We start from the raw sequence: 17121 nt of genomic DNA on the forward strand, positions 1-17121 counted from the left end.
ACTTTTAGGATCTGATGTAACGGGATTAGACAGTTTACTTTCACCGTTTCCATTAATTGCGGAAATGGCATATTGATAAATTATGTCACTATTGATGTTCTTGTCAATAAATTGGTTTTCGTTTCCTTTATAAATCAATTCAAATTTTCCGTTTTGAGACCTTTTGTATAGTCTGTATTCGTTACATCCTAATACTTTGCCCCAATCTAAAATATATCCATTGTTCTCTTTTTTTAATTTCAATCCGTCAGGGAAGTGGGGAGGCTTTGTAGTAAAATATGCAGGATATATGACAGAAGGGAGGCTTATGTTTTCTTTATTTAAAGCAAAAACGCGAACATACCCTTTGGACTCTTTTTTTATGGGTTTTATGATGATGGAGTTTCCCTTTTGTTCTTTGTATGTCTGCCATGTCTTGCCTTGGTCGGTGCTATATTCATACCGGTATTTTTGTGCACCATTAACTGGAATTACAGAAAGTTTGACAAATCCTTTATCATTTGAGGTATATTTTATTTCAGGACGTATTAAATCAGGAAGTCCTGTCGTTAAATTCCAAATATGCTTTCCTTTAGGAAAATTTACAGTTACTTGATTATCTTTGATGTAAATCTTTTGTCTTATGCCGTCTATGTAAAAGGATATGGAAATAGGTATCAAGTCCCATTTAAAGGTAACTTCTGTATCTTCCATTGCATAGAATTCTCCTTTTATTTTTTCTTTACAGAAATAAATAGCGCTGAGTCCTGCATCTGTATTGTGTGGCCTTATTTCGAATTCACTGTTCCCAATTTTTGTCCCGTGGAAAATTGCCATTTCCTGATGTGTGCCGTTATTTCGTATGAAGCCTGAAGTTCCTGAAAATACCATATTGTTTTCGTCAACTTTTATAGGTGTATCATTACGGAATATATAATCGTTATTTTTTTCAGGCGAAGTGATAATACAACCATAAGGAGTCGTTTTACTTTTGAACCCTTTTTTATGGGAGACAAATGTCATAAAATCTCCTGTGCCGTCAAACCAGAGCCCTTTCGTTCTGTTTCCGGTGTGAGTTATAAGATCTGGTTTTCTATCCCAATAAACGTATCCTGGTCCCCCACCTTTTATATTTTCTAATTCAGGAAAATCGTCATTTAAATGGGTGTACCAACTAAAGCGACTGGCTATGTTTTGGTTATATACGTCATCATAAATGATAAAATAGTCACTACCTACCAGCATGATACTTCTGCTTTGGTATTCGGGCCATGAATATTTACTGTCTGTAGATGCCGTGATTTCAGCAAACTGGCCGATACCTAAATTATACATGGGACGTGATAGTTCATTTCGACCAATGGCTTTGAATCGACCATCTTTGAATACACCAAATCCTGTGGACATATCAGTATCTTGTAAACGCCGATCACCGATATCTTCTTTATCATTGTTGCTATATGATTTCCCGTTAGCATAAAAATAAATAGTACCACAACCTCCTTCTCCTACAATGCCCCAACGATAATTGGGCCCATTGTCTATTTGTCCCAAATGGATGGATAATTCATCCTCTGTTCCGACTGCAGCCCTTAAAATAATTCCATATCCGTTAATTTTCGTACTTTCCAACAGAGGAGGAGTTCCGGAATCTTCCGAATCGAGTGGATACATGAGTCTGAAAGAATTTGTTTCTCTACTATAAATTTCTGCATCCTGATCTTCTGGACGAGAAATATAACGTATATTTTCGGAAAGCAATGGAGCATAGTTTTCTAATTCTTTACCTAATAGCCAATACCCGCAAGGTGGTTGTCTTCTTACAGAATGTGCTCCTTGCGGAGGAAATATTCTTGACGGTGCTATATCTGGAGTGACTACACCCCAGTAAAGCATTCCTTCCAGTTGACCATTTTCATTTTTATAAAAGTCCAGAGACTCTCCGTTAAATGGGGCTGATAGAGAATTTAAGACAAATGAACCTAACATGGCTGTCCTTTTATTTGCCATTCGTTTTTTCCCGTCTAGATAATGCTGCATGAGAAAGTTGGCTCGAAGAGAAGGCCTTAAATTGGCCCAAAGATATGTGCCTATATTTTCAGTCCATCTTCCCCCTATTGCATCCCAACTGTTGACAGCAGGACGCACATGATATTGCATATTCAGGTCAATGTATTTTTCAAACATATCGGCCCATTCTTGAGCTTTGGGATGTTTAGGAAACAGAAATGAGGCAAATGCTGGGACAGATTTTACATCACTTAAGAAATTAGGATGTCCACTGAGCATGTGTTTCATGGGCATATATTCTTCCCCTGCGGCGATATATGCATGTACGAGGAACATAGCTGTCATACGTGCTCTTTGCTCTTTACTCATTTGAGGCATGAGGGCATTCATCATACATACGTATTCATCATAAAAGAGTCGTGAAGAGGTAGGCCCATATCCATTGTTTTGACAAGGTCCACTCATGGCAAGTTCATTTGAAAAATGTCCATAAAAGAATTTTTGCTCAAATTCTTTTGTTGTCATTCTTTTATCATTTTCAAAAATGATTTTTGGAATAGGTAAGGAATCGGGATATGTTAGGCACCAATTTTTAACCTTATTCAGGTCTAATGTACTATATCTGTTTTGTAAGAATGAATTATATGATTGTTGTCCCATTGATATTTTGTAGCTTGTTCCATCAGCATTTACTTGGGGATGAGTAAGTCTTTCCAGATTGTTCATATAGTCAATGTCTTTCTGATGGGAATAGAAGCTTAAGGCAGAAGTTCGACTGCCGTTGATTAGAGGATAAGTCCACTTTAATAGAGAATCTTTGTAATAAAATTTTATACTTAATTCCTGTGTATCTATCCATATTGGATATTTGTAGCTATTCCATCCTTCTATATCTTTTACGAATAAGCCGATAGATTGATTGCTATTTTCATCCCAGAATACAGAAGAAGTAACGTTGTTTTCGGCAGGCCAGTTGCCGAATATTCCTACTTCGAATGGTATTTTTCCGTCATTGGATGTAGATTTTGTTATTCCATGATGAGAATTTAACATTGTAAGATCAATCTTTTCCCAATTGTATCTTGTAAATCCGCTTGAGTTTTCATTAGGATGCCCATAAGGGTGGTTGGGGGCTTGACGATGGGTGGGAGAAAAATTGTTCCATTCGATACTCCATGCATATTTGTCCATGTCGGAAAAATTTTTCATATCTTCTTTTATTTCTATAAAATCATAGTCGTGTATACATTTTACCAGTACAGTGTATTTTTCACCCAAAGGAAATGTATAATGAAGTTCGAATTCTACAAATAAGGGGCCGGAGGTTGTAATTTTAGTTTCGAGTTTTATTTCTTTCTGTTGATTTGTATTGAAGTAAGATTTTCCGAACCATATTTTACAGTTTTTAGATATGCTTGAAATGGGTCCGGAGACTTTTTCTCCTGATTGAGAAGAAGGGATGAGTATTGAAAATTTATTTGTAGTGACGTGATAGTATTTATCTTTTTTCTGGATAGTAATGTTCTCTTTTTTTTGAGGAATTCCTTTCTCTAAAAGAAATGAATATTTTTTGCCTGACGGTAAATCTGATATAAAATGTAGGAAAGCTTTTTCTCCTCCAGATTGATTAGGTTTTATATTTGTTATTTGGATTGGTATTTGTTCGTGCGTAAACTGGTCGGTTAGTATTAATTCATTTTTAGAAATTTTATTTTTGGAGTATATTTCATATGTTAATAAAGTCTTTGGCCACCAATATAATGGGTGTTTGATGTGGTCGTCAATAGTGATTGTTGCTTTATTATTTTTGAGAAAAATTATATCATTTGTAGCACTAATAGAAATAGAGATTAGACAAAGTGTTACGATGAGGAAGAAATGCTTTGTTGTGTTCATGATGTTTTTTAACTTCTTTGTAGATTATTGTTACAAATATATGAGACAAAGAAGTTCTTGTTGTAAATAAAATGAAAATAAAGTATAGACAAAATATGACCAAAAATTGGACAACATACTATATGTATATGGTAATTTGTTGATTTTTATATCATTGTATGATATAGTATATTGTCAATATATTAGGTAAAGTAGGTATATTATTGGTTTCTCAAAATATGAGAAAATAAAAGATAAAGAAGTCTATATGCTATGAAATTTATATTATAATCGTATAAAATATGGAGTTTCCGAGTTGGAAAATCGTCGGGGGAGTTTATTTCGGTTTCTCGACTGTAATGTTATATTTATTGTTATTGTATATTTATATGGTATCAAAAAAAAGTTTTATCTTTGCATAAAGTGCTTTTTAATAATAATTGTTTTTTGCTTTATCTGTATGTGTAAATGGAGTAATGGTGAAAAGATTGAATAAATAGTTCTGAAAATTATGTCTAAATTATCGTGAAGAATAATGGAGGTGGTTGATGTATCAGATTAATTTGTGCGATCAGAAAAAATTTGCTCTGTGATATAAAGTATACAGATAACAAAGAATCTGAATATTTTTGGATATATATTATCGGAAAACGTTGCTGTGTCTCTATATGAGATTTCCTGTTTTAGATGTTAAAGACTTGTAATATGTTATTCTGAATGAAATTAGTTGACTTAAAAGAACAATGAAAGAAACTGCAGGGAGAGGCTATATAAAAGATATTATAGAAGAATATAATATTCTCTTAAAATCGTGGGGACATTCTGATGATTGGAGTCTCAACCAATTTAAGACGTTGGAAAGCATGATTTTTGAAGTCACTAAGATAGATGTGAATGCTAATACTCTGAAACGCTTTTTCCAACAACGAACAGGGAATCCTCAGTTAGCGACAAAAGAAGCCCTTTGTCTTTTTTTAGGTTATAAAGGTTATACAGACTTTGTAATGAAAAAGACCAAAGAGGAGGCTGGTGTCCGATTGGATGACCGGGAAAATCAGAAATCTGAAGATATTGATGAGATACGGACTCAAGAAAGAGAAGTAAAGAACGAGGATAAAAATGAAGAATTGGATTTTAAAAATAGAGAATCAGAACATACCAAAAAGTTAAATAAACGTTATTTCTATTTGTCTATTTCTTTAATTATTATTATCGGAGGTTATCTATTTTATACATATAAATTGAAAGATATGTATATTGATTATCTTATCTCGAAAGTTGAGTTTTCTGCTTCGCAAGTAAAGGGTTTGTGCCCATTGACAGTAACATTTTCATACAATATTCCATCATCAATTTTTGATGATATAACGATTGTATATGAAGAGGCGACAGGTGATATTTTAGAAAAGAAATTGAATAAAGCCATAAATACCGTAAATGCGACATATATTTATGAAGGTGAAGGAGCCTGTTATTTAAAATATAAAGATAAAGAGATAAGGAGGATTCTTGTTGAGAGCCGGAAAGCTGGTTGGTCTGTATCTGTCAAAGAAGAACGAAAAGGAATATTAAAAACTTTGCCTGTAAGTCAGGCTTTTAATGAAAACGGATACATAAGTTTACCTTTCGACAGCATACCGGGACTTGGCCAATCGAACCATTTATTTGTCAGTTATATATTTTATCAGAAAAGTATAATAGATGGAGATAATTTTATTTTAGAAGCAAGGATGCGAAATTCGGCAGAGGAGCATGCCATACCTTGTGCTGATGTGATGATGTATATGGGATCGGATAAGGGAATGCATGGTTTTACGATGAACGAGAATTGTCATGCATATATGAAGTTTATCAGTGGAGAGAGTGAAATTAAAGGTGAACGGCATAGTTTGGAACGTTTTAATTTTAATCCATCCGAATGGCATGTAATGACTATTAAAGTTATCAATAAACATACTACTTTTTATGTTGATGGAGCGGAAATTCTTAATATGAATTATAATAATTCGTTAGGGGTTGCAAATGAGATTATTTTACGATTTAAAGGATGTGGAGCTGTCGATTATGTAAAAGTATGTAAGCCGAATGGTGAAGTTGTATATGAGGAAAATTTTGATGAAAAACTTTATTGAAATAGAAATTACGGAGAATATATCTATAAAGGGAGAATTGGTATCCAATTCTCCCTTTTTTGTTTTTATTGTCTTTTTCTTAGGAAGTTTTTTTAGTTTCGAAATATTTTGAATGATGAGGGAAAAACATTAAATCTTTTTTCAGTGGAATTTTACCTTTTTATGAAGATAAAGATTTAAGATTATATTAGAGTGATTGTATCTTTGAAAGTTTGGGAGAGGAATTCTTTATTGAAGGAGGGTGAATATGGAATATTATGGATTTAGGATTTTGATTGATTGTTAAACTAATATGTTATTTAATAGTCTTTTAGTAAAGCTTTGTTTGTGTTTTGTTTGTATTTTATATCTACTTTATCGGGGTTTTAACTCTTTTGCTGGATTCCTGAAAATTAATTTTGCACAAGAGAAGTATTAACATTCTGTTAGCCACGATAATCATTAAAGATAATTATATTCATGAAGAAAAACAAAGCACCGATCTATTTTTATTGTATTGTTTTGAGTATTCTGTTTTCTGTAAATGTGATGTCTCAACAATTGAAGGAGTCTCCAGTCACGACTGTTCAGAGAATTGGAGATAAATTGATACGAAATACACCCTTTGCATATAAGTTGGTTTTATTCCCAGAAAACAATAAGTTTAATTATTTGAAATTTATTGATTTTGGAAGAACATTTGGAAAGAAAGACCATGCTGTAGCATATGCATTTACACAAATGTCTTTTCCAAGAGACACGACAATACGAGTTGAAATAGAACATAACGATGCTTGCAAAATTTGGTGTAATGGAACTTTGGTGTATGAAAAACTCGGGCAACGAGATATAAAAATAGTGAGGGAAGAACGAAGTTTGGAAATGTCCTTTTCTTTTGATTTATTCCTAAAAAAAGGAAATAATGATATTTTGATAAAATCGGAAACATTTGGAGGTGAGTGGTGTGTGTTTATACAGCCTCCTAGTGAAAAAGATGCTGTATTATCTGTTGTACCGGAATATCCGAACATTGGATTGGAAAACGTGAAGAATATTGATGGTAATATTCCAAAATTGACTAATTGGTTGGTTGTGGGACCTTTTGGTGCGAATATTGATATTATCAACGAACCGGAAAAAGAATTCGTATTTGGACATATGTACCAAGGACTTGATGGACTGGTAACGTGGACGATACCTAAGATAGAAGTGTTGGGAGATATGATTGACCCTGCTCCTTGGGGTACTACTTATCAATGGAATTATCACAATGGGGGTGTTGCGTGGGCTATGCAACAGTTATCAGAGTTGACCAATAATCAACGGTATAATCAATGGGCTGTAAACTTTTGTGATTATCAAATGGAGGGGCTTCCTTTTGTTGATTATCAAGTAAATGATTTGAAAGCTTATAATTCGGCTAATGCTCTTGTCATTGATTCAAAGTTACTTGATTTTACATTAGCACCATCTTTGCCTATTATTTATCGTTTACGAAAAGAGCAGGATTTTAAGAACAGAAAGATTTATGAGATGTATATAAACAAAATGATACATTATGCACAGCATGAGCAGATAAGAAGTGAAGGTATGACTAATTATACTCGTAATACTCCAGAAGAATTTACTGTATGGGTGGATGATATGTTTATGGGGGTTCCTTTCTTAATACAGGCTGGGTTGTATGTAACATCTCCAGAGTTACAAAAGGCTTTTTTTGATGATGCTGCAAATCAGGTGCTGGATTTTACTAAACATGTCTGGGACAAGGAGGCAAAGTTGTATATGCATGCTAACTATACCTCTCGTCCAGAAATAAAACTTCCTCACTGGTCCAGAGCTAACGGTTGGGCAGCATGGGCAATGTCGGATGTGTTGATGTATCTTCCTAAAAAACATCCCAAGTATAGGCAGATATTGAAGCAATATGTTACTTTTATGGAAACGTTGGTAAAATATCAGGATGAATCGGGCTTTTGGCATAATGTGATTGAGAGAAAAGATTCTCCAGAAGAGGTGTCAGGTACAGCGATTTTTACTATGGCGATGGCTCGTGGCGTTAGATATGGTTGGTTAGATAAAAAGAAGTATATTCCTGTTGTGCAGAAAGGGTGGAATGCTGTAGCATCGGAAGTTGAAGATGATGGTACCGTTCATAAGATTTGTGTAGGAACTATGTGTACTGAAGATGTGGAATATTATGTAAACCGACCGTTTTATGATGATGATACACATGGCTCTTTTGCTGTGATATTTGCAGGAATAGAGGTTCAGAAAATGATAGATGCAAATAAATGACCAATATGAAAAATATTATAACCTTAATCTTAGTAATAACACAGTTATTTTTTGTTTGTAGTTGTTCTGAAAAAAAGAGAAATACACAACTTATTCCCGTTGTTTTAGAAGAAGAGGAAGTAAATTTCTTAAAAAAAGATTTAGCTGAAAAAGAAAAATCCTATGATAAAGAGAAAAAGATGACATGGACTGTTACGAGTGGTCGCCATTATCATAGTGATTTAGATAGTGGTGTAGTGGTTCATGAAACACGTGCATCGATAGAGTATGCTGTGGAACTGATGTATACTCGAGAAAAAGATAATATAAGCCGAGCTATAGACATTATAGAGACTGTACTCCCTATGCAGGAAACTGATACTGCTAAGGCTTATTGTGGTGTTTGGCCATATTATCCTGAAGATCCTTTAAATGGACGGGTAGCTCCTGTAGACTATAACTGGGCTGATTTTATGGCAGTTCCTTTGATTGATATATGGATTAATTTTAGAGATTATATCAGTTGTGATTTGCAAAATAGAATCGAGAAGGCGTTGGTACTTGCTGCTCGAGCAAGTATGAAACGTAATGTAAAGGGAGATTATACCAATATGTGTATAATGGGAATTTATGTTTGTTATATTGTCGGTGATTTGATGGATTTGCCTGACCTTAGTACTTATGCTCGAGGTAAACTTCGCTATTTTTATGATTATACGATTGATAACAAGGGGTTTACTGAATATAATAGTCCCACATATACAATTGTTGCCATGAATGAATTGTTGAGAATGAAACGGACAATTATAAATCCGGAGGACAAGGAGATGGTAGATAAATTGTATAGTATGTGTTGGCGTATGGCTGCTCGCCATTTCCATCAACCCTCTGGGCAATGGTGCGGTCCTAATTTGAGGGCTTATAGTAGTTTACTGACACCGGATCTTAAACGATTGTTTTATAATGCATCAAATGGTATTGTAAATTTGCCAGGCGAGTATCCGAGAATTCCTAATGTAATTGCTCCTCACAAAATACCGGATGATTTAATTTCTCTTTTTACAAAACAGATGCTTCCTCGAATTGAAATAGATACTTTTTTAATTGGAAAGTTGCAACCTGTCAATCAAAAGGTATATGATGGTGTAAGAATTTTAGCTACAGATATAATAGGAAAAATGTATGCACATCCTCATTTTGCTATAGCATCTGTAAATCAGGGATATATGTGGAATCAGTGTCGTCCTTTAATTGTTCATTGGGGTACTCAGGAAGATCCAACTTATATGCAGGTCCGTTTTTTACACGACGATTATGATTTTTCTGCTGTAAATATTAAATGCGTACAAGATTCTGCAACAGTATTATCTATTTTTAATATTGCATATAATGGAGGAGATAAGCATCCAAGTATAGATAGGATAAAGGATTCAACTATTTTAGCTAAAGATTTGAGATTAAGGTTTGAAATAGGAGGTAATATATCTCATACTGAATTTTCAATTATTGACGGAAAACAGAATTCTGTTTTGATGAAGTCTCGGGATATATCTTGTTTTATAAAACTTCCTTATGTGAGGTGGGATGAGTTAAAAGGACAGTGGATTGTAGGTGGTGATAAAGATCGGATATGGGCAGATTATGTAATTTATTCCGGAGAAAAACGAAAGTTTGATTTTTCAAAAATGGAAGAAGCAGTCGTTTCACTATACCTATCTTTTTCGGATTCGATTTTGAAAAAACGAGAAATTCGGACAGAGGTTGATGAAAAGTATCTTACTGTTTCTACTGAAGAAATGCAAGTTAAAGCTTTAAAAAAGCCTGATGAAGAATTTAGAATAAAAAATGATTATGAAATTAAATACTAATGATATGAAACAGGGAATAATTATACTTTCGAGTTTATTAATATTTTCTATATTTTCAGTTTTTCCTCAAATGAAAGCTCCCCAAGATTGGGTCGGATATGAGGAGGTGATGGGGGTTAAAAATAATCTTCGTTTTTATAATTTTGATGTTACGTTAATTGAATCATCTGCTCCAGCTAATGTATTTTGGCCAGAAGATGATATTAATTTTAAATTTCAAGTGGTCAACAATACTCAAGAACCTATAGATACTGATGCAAAAATCCATATTATTAGATATGGAACAAAAGGCATACCCAATAATATTTGGTTACCACAAATGATAAAACTTGACTATGAAAAAATTATTCCTGTTCATATTTCAATTACACCTAATGGTTATACAAATGTTTCTGTATCGGTAGATGATATCAAAGACTATGGTGGGTATGCAATTGTATTTGATTTAGGGAAAAAAGGTAGAAGGTTAGGAACGAGCTTTGCTTATAGCATGAAGCCGTCTCCTGTAAAGATGCAGTATCCAAAGCAATCTTTGGATGATTTGGGTGTTGATTTCCTTAGTCGGGTAGGAGTACAATCTATACGTCATGGCATTCCATATATATCCACAACATCTCCTGATTATCAAAAATTTATGCAAGATTTAGCAGGAGAAATGAAAAAATATATGGACAATAATATTACGGTTATGTTGATGTTTGGGGAAGGTCGTATGGCCTCTTCTTTACCTTTGGGTACAACACGGCCACATCTTGATGGAAATGGACATTTTTTGAGGACAAAGCAAGATTTGGTTTGGATGCCGGATATGGATGATGATTTTAAGAAATACGTGAAGGAATTGTGCTTGAGATTTGGTTGGCCCAAGGGGCCGGTTACTGCCGTTTGCTTGTGGAATGAACCGTGGGAGGGAATGTCTATTTCTGGTTGGCAGGCCGATATGATACGTTATCGAGAAATATATCAAAAAATGGCAGAAGGAGTTATTGATGCCCGAAAAGAAAATATAGATGTTCTTGTTGGGGGGGGAGATTCAAATTCTAACGCTTTGGATAAATTTTTTGCTGATGGGACCATGGATATATTACCTATATTTGATTTTTTGTCTATTCATTATCAAGGAATGGAAGCTCCAGTTTTATATCCTGAATGGAATAGCAGAAAAGAGCATAAAGGAAGAGTTAAAATATGGGATACAGAAAGTTGGGTTGGAAACACGGATGACCGGATAGGATTGGTGGTTGCAACTAATCGTTCTGCAGGATACGATCGTTCGATGGGTATTTTTGGCGGGTATATGTACTCGGGAGATCCCAATCGTTCGGCTCGTACAGTGACTATCCGTACAGAGAAAGGTACAGAAACAATTTCTAAATTACATAACACCTGGTCTGCCGCTGCTGCGATGGGAGCAGTCCAGAATCTTATAGGAGAAAGAGAATTTAAAGAATTACTTTTTAAAAATGGTTTACCGTGGGTTATGGTATTTGATGGATATAATGGTAATAGAGAAGATGGTACAGTTACTATTGCCGGAGATTTGGGAGAAGCCTTTGGTGCAGAGAATGTTTTATTTCGGAATGTCCGTAGTCTGACAGAAGCTAGAAAAAGAATACAGAGGCGTGAAAAACTTAAAACATTATCGCATGATAGTGAGGAATATAAAGTTATTAAGGAAGAATTAGATACATATTATCCGATTACTGACGGTAAAATGATAGTGAAGGCAGATCCTACATTTTTGTTATATGATTTTTATGGGAATAGGATATCTCCAAAAAATGGGATTTATGAGATTCCTTTAAACTACCAAGGATACTATATGCGTGTCAACGGTAAAAAAGGGTCTTTTGAAAGGTTAATAAAATCAATTTCTAATTCAAGAATTGAAGGCTATGAACCGTTAGAAATTGTTGCAAAGGATTTTACACAGACAATTTCTAAAAATTCAGAAATGGAACTAATATTGACTAATATATTGAATCGTCCGGTAAAAGGGGATTTAAATGTATCTATAGAAGGTCTAACGCTAGCTTATCCGAAAGCTATTTCGTTTAAAGCTAATGAAACGAAGATAATTAAAGTAAAAATACAGGAGGGACATGCAAATGCAGAAAATAAATATCCTTTAGAGGTTTATTTTGATGCAGGTAAAGATGGATTTGCCGTACATTGGGAAGATATGCATGTAAATTTTATATCCAAGAGAAGTATCACGGTAGATGGACAGTTAGATGATTGGAGAGAAATCATACCTCAAACGATTGTGGGTTCGTCAAAAGCGAGTATTTCGTTGGCGGAGGCTGCTTGGCATCCTTATCAGAAATTTGATCAGAACGCAGAGGGTTTGGCCCAGACGTATATGGCATATGATGATGATTATTTTTATTTTGCAGCTAAGGTGGCTGATAAAACGCCCAATGAAGGTACGTTAAGATTTGAAACTCGTGATGATAATCAATATTTTTATCCAGATACAGCATATATGCAGACAATATATGCAATGAAATCTACGATGGTCACAGCAGATGTTTCAGAATCAGTTCAAGGAGCATTACAATTGCCTGATGAAAAAGGACGAGTGATGAATTATATAGAAAATGTTTCTACGACTCAGTCCATAGGGATGGATATCAGTCTTCCAAAAGATAAATATACTCGAACATCATTTTATCTTCCGAATGTAAACCAAAATGGGGTATCAGTCACTGTTTATGACAAGGATAGTGGGAAAGAATTGTTGACGACAAAAATTGATAAGCTTTGGGATGGAACTTATTTAATATTGGACCTGTCAGGAAATATTAGGATACGTTTTTCTGCATATGGGTGGTGGTATACTGCTAAATTGGCAGGAGTCTTTTTCGATTCATCCGATAATATCATTAATACAGGGAAAAGTGGAGCTTCAGCAGTGCTTATTGGTAAAGATTTTGATACAGTCGGGAATTGGATCGGGAAATATGGAGAAAAGGGGTATTATCTGGTTGGAACAAAGGTTTTGCTTCCTCAGGATATAATTTGTAACATAGTTTCCTTGGATGATTTGGTACCTTTGGTATGGCCTGAGGGGGTGCGTCGTTTTACTTATCGGAAAAAACCTGTGTTACCTGATGGAACCACAGGGGTTGCCACGGACAATATTCTGATAGCTTTTAATGTTATACCGATAGGTAAGGATGGCATGGATGCGTGTTCAAAAGGAACAATGCCTCGTTATATCGGTTATAAGTGTACTGATTATGAATATGCATTAAATAAAGTGGCTCCAGAATATGGAGGTGGAACTGAAATTTGGAGATTGTTAACTCCGGGTATGCCTCGGAAGCATTTTTATCCTCGTCAGCCAAAATCGATTTATGATGGAGCTGTAAAAAATGGCAAGCTGGAAATTGTGCGTGAAGGTAGTACTCTATATTATGAATGTGCCATTCCTTGGTCTGAAATTCCGGAGGTAAAAAAAGCTATAGATAAAGGAGAGAATATAAAATTTTCTGCTCGAATTAATGATGATGGGGCGGGGGCAGCATGTATGGAAATCGCTCGTGGAAGAAGTGTGTCAAAGAAAAATTCTCGGGCATTTCACCCCGATTGGAAGGAACATTGGGCTAATGAAATAGAATTTGGAGTTGAGAAGTAAGATTTTGATAGGGTTTATTCCATTTTTGAATTAGTTATATAAAGATATGAAAAAATGTGTATTTACAGGAATATTATTAGGCTTATCTTTTTGTGCCTTTTCACAGATTCCTCCAGTTAGTGGAAGTGATGTATATGATACATCTCCTGTTAAATTCGGGCAAGAGGAGTTTGAGAATCCTCTGATAAACAGTATAAATAGAGAACCATATGCAGCTACGTCTATATCATTTCCGACAGAAAACGAGGCATTGGAAGTGAATAGGTCTTCTTCACCACGCTATTTATCATTAAATGGACTTTGGAAATTTAAGTTTATAACTGATTGGGAAAAACTTCCATCTGATTTTATGAGTGAGGGGCTGGATGATACTTCGTGGGATAATATTCCTGTTCCTTCGACTTGGGAGATGCAAGGATATGGAGAACAAGTGTATTGTGGTCAAGGATATGAATTCCGTCCGGTCAATCCACCCTTTGTTCCTCGTAAAGATAATCATATCGCTTTATATAGAAAAACTTTTAATGTGCCCTTATCGTGGACTGGACAGAATATTTTAATTCATTTTTCAGGTGTAAGAGGAGCTTTTTACTTATATATAAATGGAGTAAAAGTTGGATATAATGAAGATGGAGGTACATTGCCTGCAGTTTTTGATATTACTTCTTATTTAAAAGACGGGGAAAATCAGATAGCTGTTCAGGTTTTGAGATGGAGCGATGGTTCTTATTTAGAGGATCAGGACCATTGGCGTTTTCATGGCATATGTAGAGATGTTTATATTGAATCATGTCCAGATGTGTTTATTCAAGATTTTGCGGTAATAACGGATTTGGACAAAAATTATAAGGATGCTAAATTACGAGTACGCCCTTTTATCGCGAGAAAAAAGCCTGTTGATATATCAAATTGGGCACTTGAGGTTAGGTTGTATTCCAAAGAACGGGTGCTTGCCCATGGGGTAGATTTGTCAATGCCTGTAGAGAAAATTATATCGGAAAAATATCAGAAAAATTTCTCATTAGCAAAATATTTAGAAACAGAAGTGAAAGCTCCGTTGTTGTGGTCTTCTGAAACACCCCATTTATATACTCTGGTTTTAACTTTGAAGGATAATAAAGGGAATACGGTAGAATCAAGAAGTTCTCGTATAGGTTTTCGTAAAATAGAATTTATAAACAGTGAGTTATATATAAATGGGAAGCGGGAATATCTGTATGGTGTGAATAGACATGATCATGATGCTTGGTTTGGAAAAACAGTTCCTTATGAGAGGATGGTACAAGATGTTACGTTAATGAAGCAGTTTGGGTTTAATTCAGTGAGAACATCTCATTATCCAGCAGATCCGGTATTCTATGACCTTTGTGATGAATATGGAATATATGTTATGGATGAGGCAAATGTTGAAACTTGTGGTACAGATGCAGAATTATCAAATAATGAAATGTGGCTTTTTGCTCAATTGGATCGTGTTTCCGGAATGGTGAAAAGAGACAAGAATCATCCATCAATTATTTTTTGGTCATTGGGAAATGAATCTGGTGTGGGATACAATAATGCAGCTCGTGCATCATGGGTTAAGGATTATGACCCTACTCGGATGATTCATTTTGAGGCATATATGCATAATGGTGGTTCTAGGCAATATGGTTATGGTCTTGATTTTATGAAAACGAATCGTCCGGCAGTGAATCCGCCGGAGCCTCCGGCTGTTGATGTTGTGAGTACAATGTACCCTTCAGTAGAAGGAATTATAAAGTTGGCAACACAAAAGTCAGAAGTCCGTCCTGTGTTAATGTGTGAATATGCGCATGCCAAAGGGAATGCTTTGGGGAATCATCGCGAATATTGGGATGCAGTTAAAAAATATCCTCGTTTAATCGGTGGATATATTTGGGATTGGGTAGATCAAAGTGTCATTCGGAAAGATAGCGTGACGGGTAAAGAATATTTTTCTTCGATGAATGGTACAAATGGTTTGGTATTTGCAGATAGAACAGTAAAACCGGCATTGTACGAGTGTAAGAAGATATATCAACATATCAATTTTGAGTATAACAATGGAGTGTTGGCTATTAAAAATGAATATAATTATTTATCGCTTTCTTCTTTTGATTTTTCGTGGAAATTGATGGATAATGGAAAAGTCGTAAAAAGAGGGGTATTGACAGGTGTCAATGCTGCTCCGGGGACTGTGTCTAAAGTCCGAATTGATGCAGATTATTCTGGGTTGAAAGGGGAAGTTATATTAGAAGTTAATGCTAGTCTTAAAGAAAATACTTTATGGGCATCCAAGGGGTTTGAAATAGCTTGGGAACAATTTACCTTACAAAAGGCAAAAATGGTATCAATTAATACAGTTTCAGAGGGGGATAAATTGTCTGTCGAAAAAAATAAAAATGGAATAAGAATTTATAATGCTAATATAGATATTGTATTTGATTCAAGAACCGGATGGATTCGGAGTTGGATTGTTGCAGGGAAAGAGTTTTTGGAGAAAGGTCCCCGGCTCAGTTTTTGGCGTGCTCCAACCCATAATGATGGTGGATATAAACCGGAAGGGAATGAAATATCCCGTCAGTGGGTTCGAGCTGGATTGGATAGCCTCCAACATAAGTTGAAATCATTTAATCAGAAAAATATTAATGGAGATTCGATTGTTATTTTGACTAAATATCGTGCTCAAGAAGTAGGGAATGAGGCTTATATTGATTATTCGACAAAATATACAATTTATTCATCTGGGAAAGTGGTAATCAGTACAGATTTACAGCCTCATAAGAGCATTATAAGTTTTGCACGTGTAGGATATACAATGACTGTAAAATCCGGATATGATAATTTTTCATGGTATGGATATGGACCTTTTGATTCTTATAATGACAGACATTCTGGAGCTCGTCTAGGTTTGTATCGGGGAACTGTAGATGAACAATTTACTCATCATGTATATCCACAGGAAAATGGCAATAAATATCGTTGTTCTTGGGTATCATTGTCGGATAATAGCGGTACGGGACTTATTGCGGAAGGTATGCCTTATATCCAATCGAGTGCCATGCACTATTCTCTTGAAAACTTATCGGAGGCTGAGAATGAGAGTCAGTTGAAGCATATGGACGATATTACATGGAATATAGATTATAAGACGTATCCTATAGGAAATCGGAGTTGTGGCCCTCCTCCATTAGAAAAATATATTCTTTTTGCAAAACCAATGTCTTTCAGCTTTAGTCTTTGTCCTGTAATTAATGATTGAAAAAATATAACCCAGATAGAAAGCTCAGATTTTAAAAATAGCCTTTTAGATATATGAGAGGAAGATTTTGTCTTCCTCTTTGTATTTTAGTGAGTGTTA

6 protein-coding genes are annotated in these 17121 nt (G+C 35.0%); 5 read left to right on the forward strand and 1 reads right to left on the reverse strand.

All coding sequences use genetic code 11. The features are described from left to right. Positions 1 to 3885 (reverse strand): fibronectin type III domain-containing protein (locus BN2628_RS17660; RefSeq protein WP_055097842.1); only part of this gene is annotated, 3885 nt, incomplete at its 3' end. Between the two features lie 722 nt (positions 3886 to 4607). Here BN2628_RS17660 and BN2628_RS14035 point away from each other — a divergent pair. The 5 genes from BN2628_RS14035 to BN2628_RS14055 all read left to right on the forward strand — a co-directional run bounded on the left by BN2628_RS14035 (position 4608) and on the right by BN2628_RS14055 (position 17022). Beyond that, positions 4608 to 5996: a hypothetical protein gene (locus BN2628_RS14035; protein WP_044228389.1), complete on the forward strand. Its 1389-nt coding sequence runs from the start codon at positions 4608 to 4610 to the stop codon at positions 5994 to 5996. Positions 5997 to 6455: 459 nt separating this feature from the next. Beyond that, positions 6456 to 8273, forward strand: coding sequence for a glycoside hydrolase family 88/105 protein (locus BN2628_RS14040; protein WP_044228386.1), 1818 nt, complete (start codon positions 6456 to 6458; stop codon positions 8271 to 8273). Between the two features lie 5 nt (positions 8274 to 8278). After that, positions 8279 to 10120 carry a hypothetical protein gene (locus BN2628_RS14045; protein WP_044228576.1) on the forward strand — a complete coding sequence of 614 codons (1842 nt, stop codon included), beginning with the start codon at positions 8279 to 8281 and terminating at the stop codon, positions 10118 to 10120. 4 nt (positions 10121 to 10124) lie between these two features. Further along, a complete protein-coding gene (locus tag BN2628_RS14050; RefSeq protein ID WP_055100433.1) occupies positions 10125 to 13760 on the forward strand; it encodes a DOMON domain-containing protein in 3636 nt (1211 codons plus the stop codon). Between the two features lie 46 nt (positions 13761 to 13806). Next, the gene (locus BN2628_RS14055) at positions 13807 to 17022 is read left to right on the forward strand and encodes a glycoside hydrolase family 2 TIM barrel-domain containing protein (protein WP_044228383.1); all 3216 of its coding nucleotides are present in this window, start codon (positions 13807 to 13809) and stop codon (positions 17020 to 17022) included. Positions 17023 to 17121: the final 99 nt, after the last annotated feature.

This window comes from Gabonia massiliensis, from assembly GCF_001403595.1.
GTDB lineage: Bacteria > Bacteroidota > Bacteroidia > Bacteroidales > Coprobacteraceae > Coprobacter > Coprobacter secundus.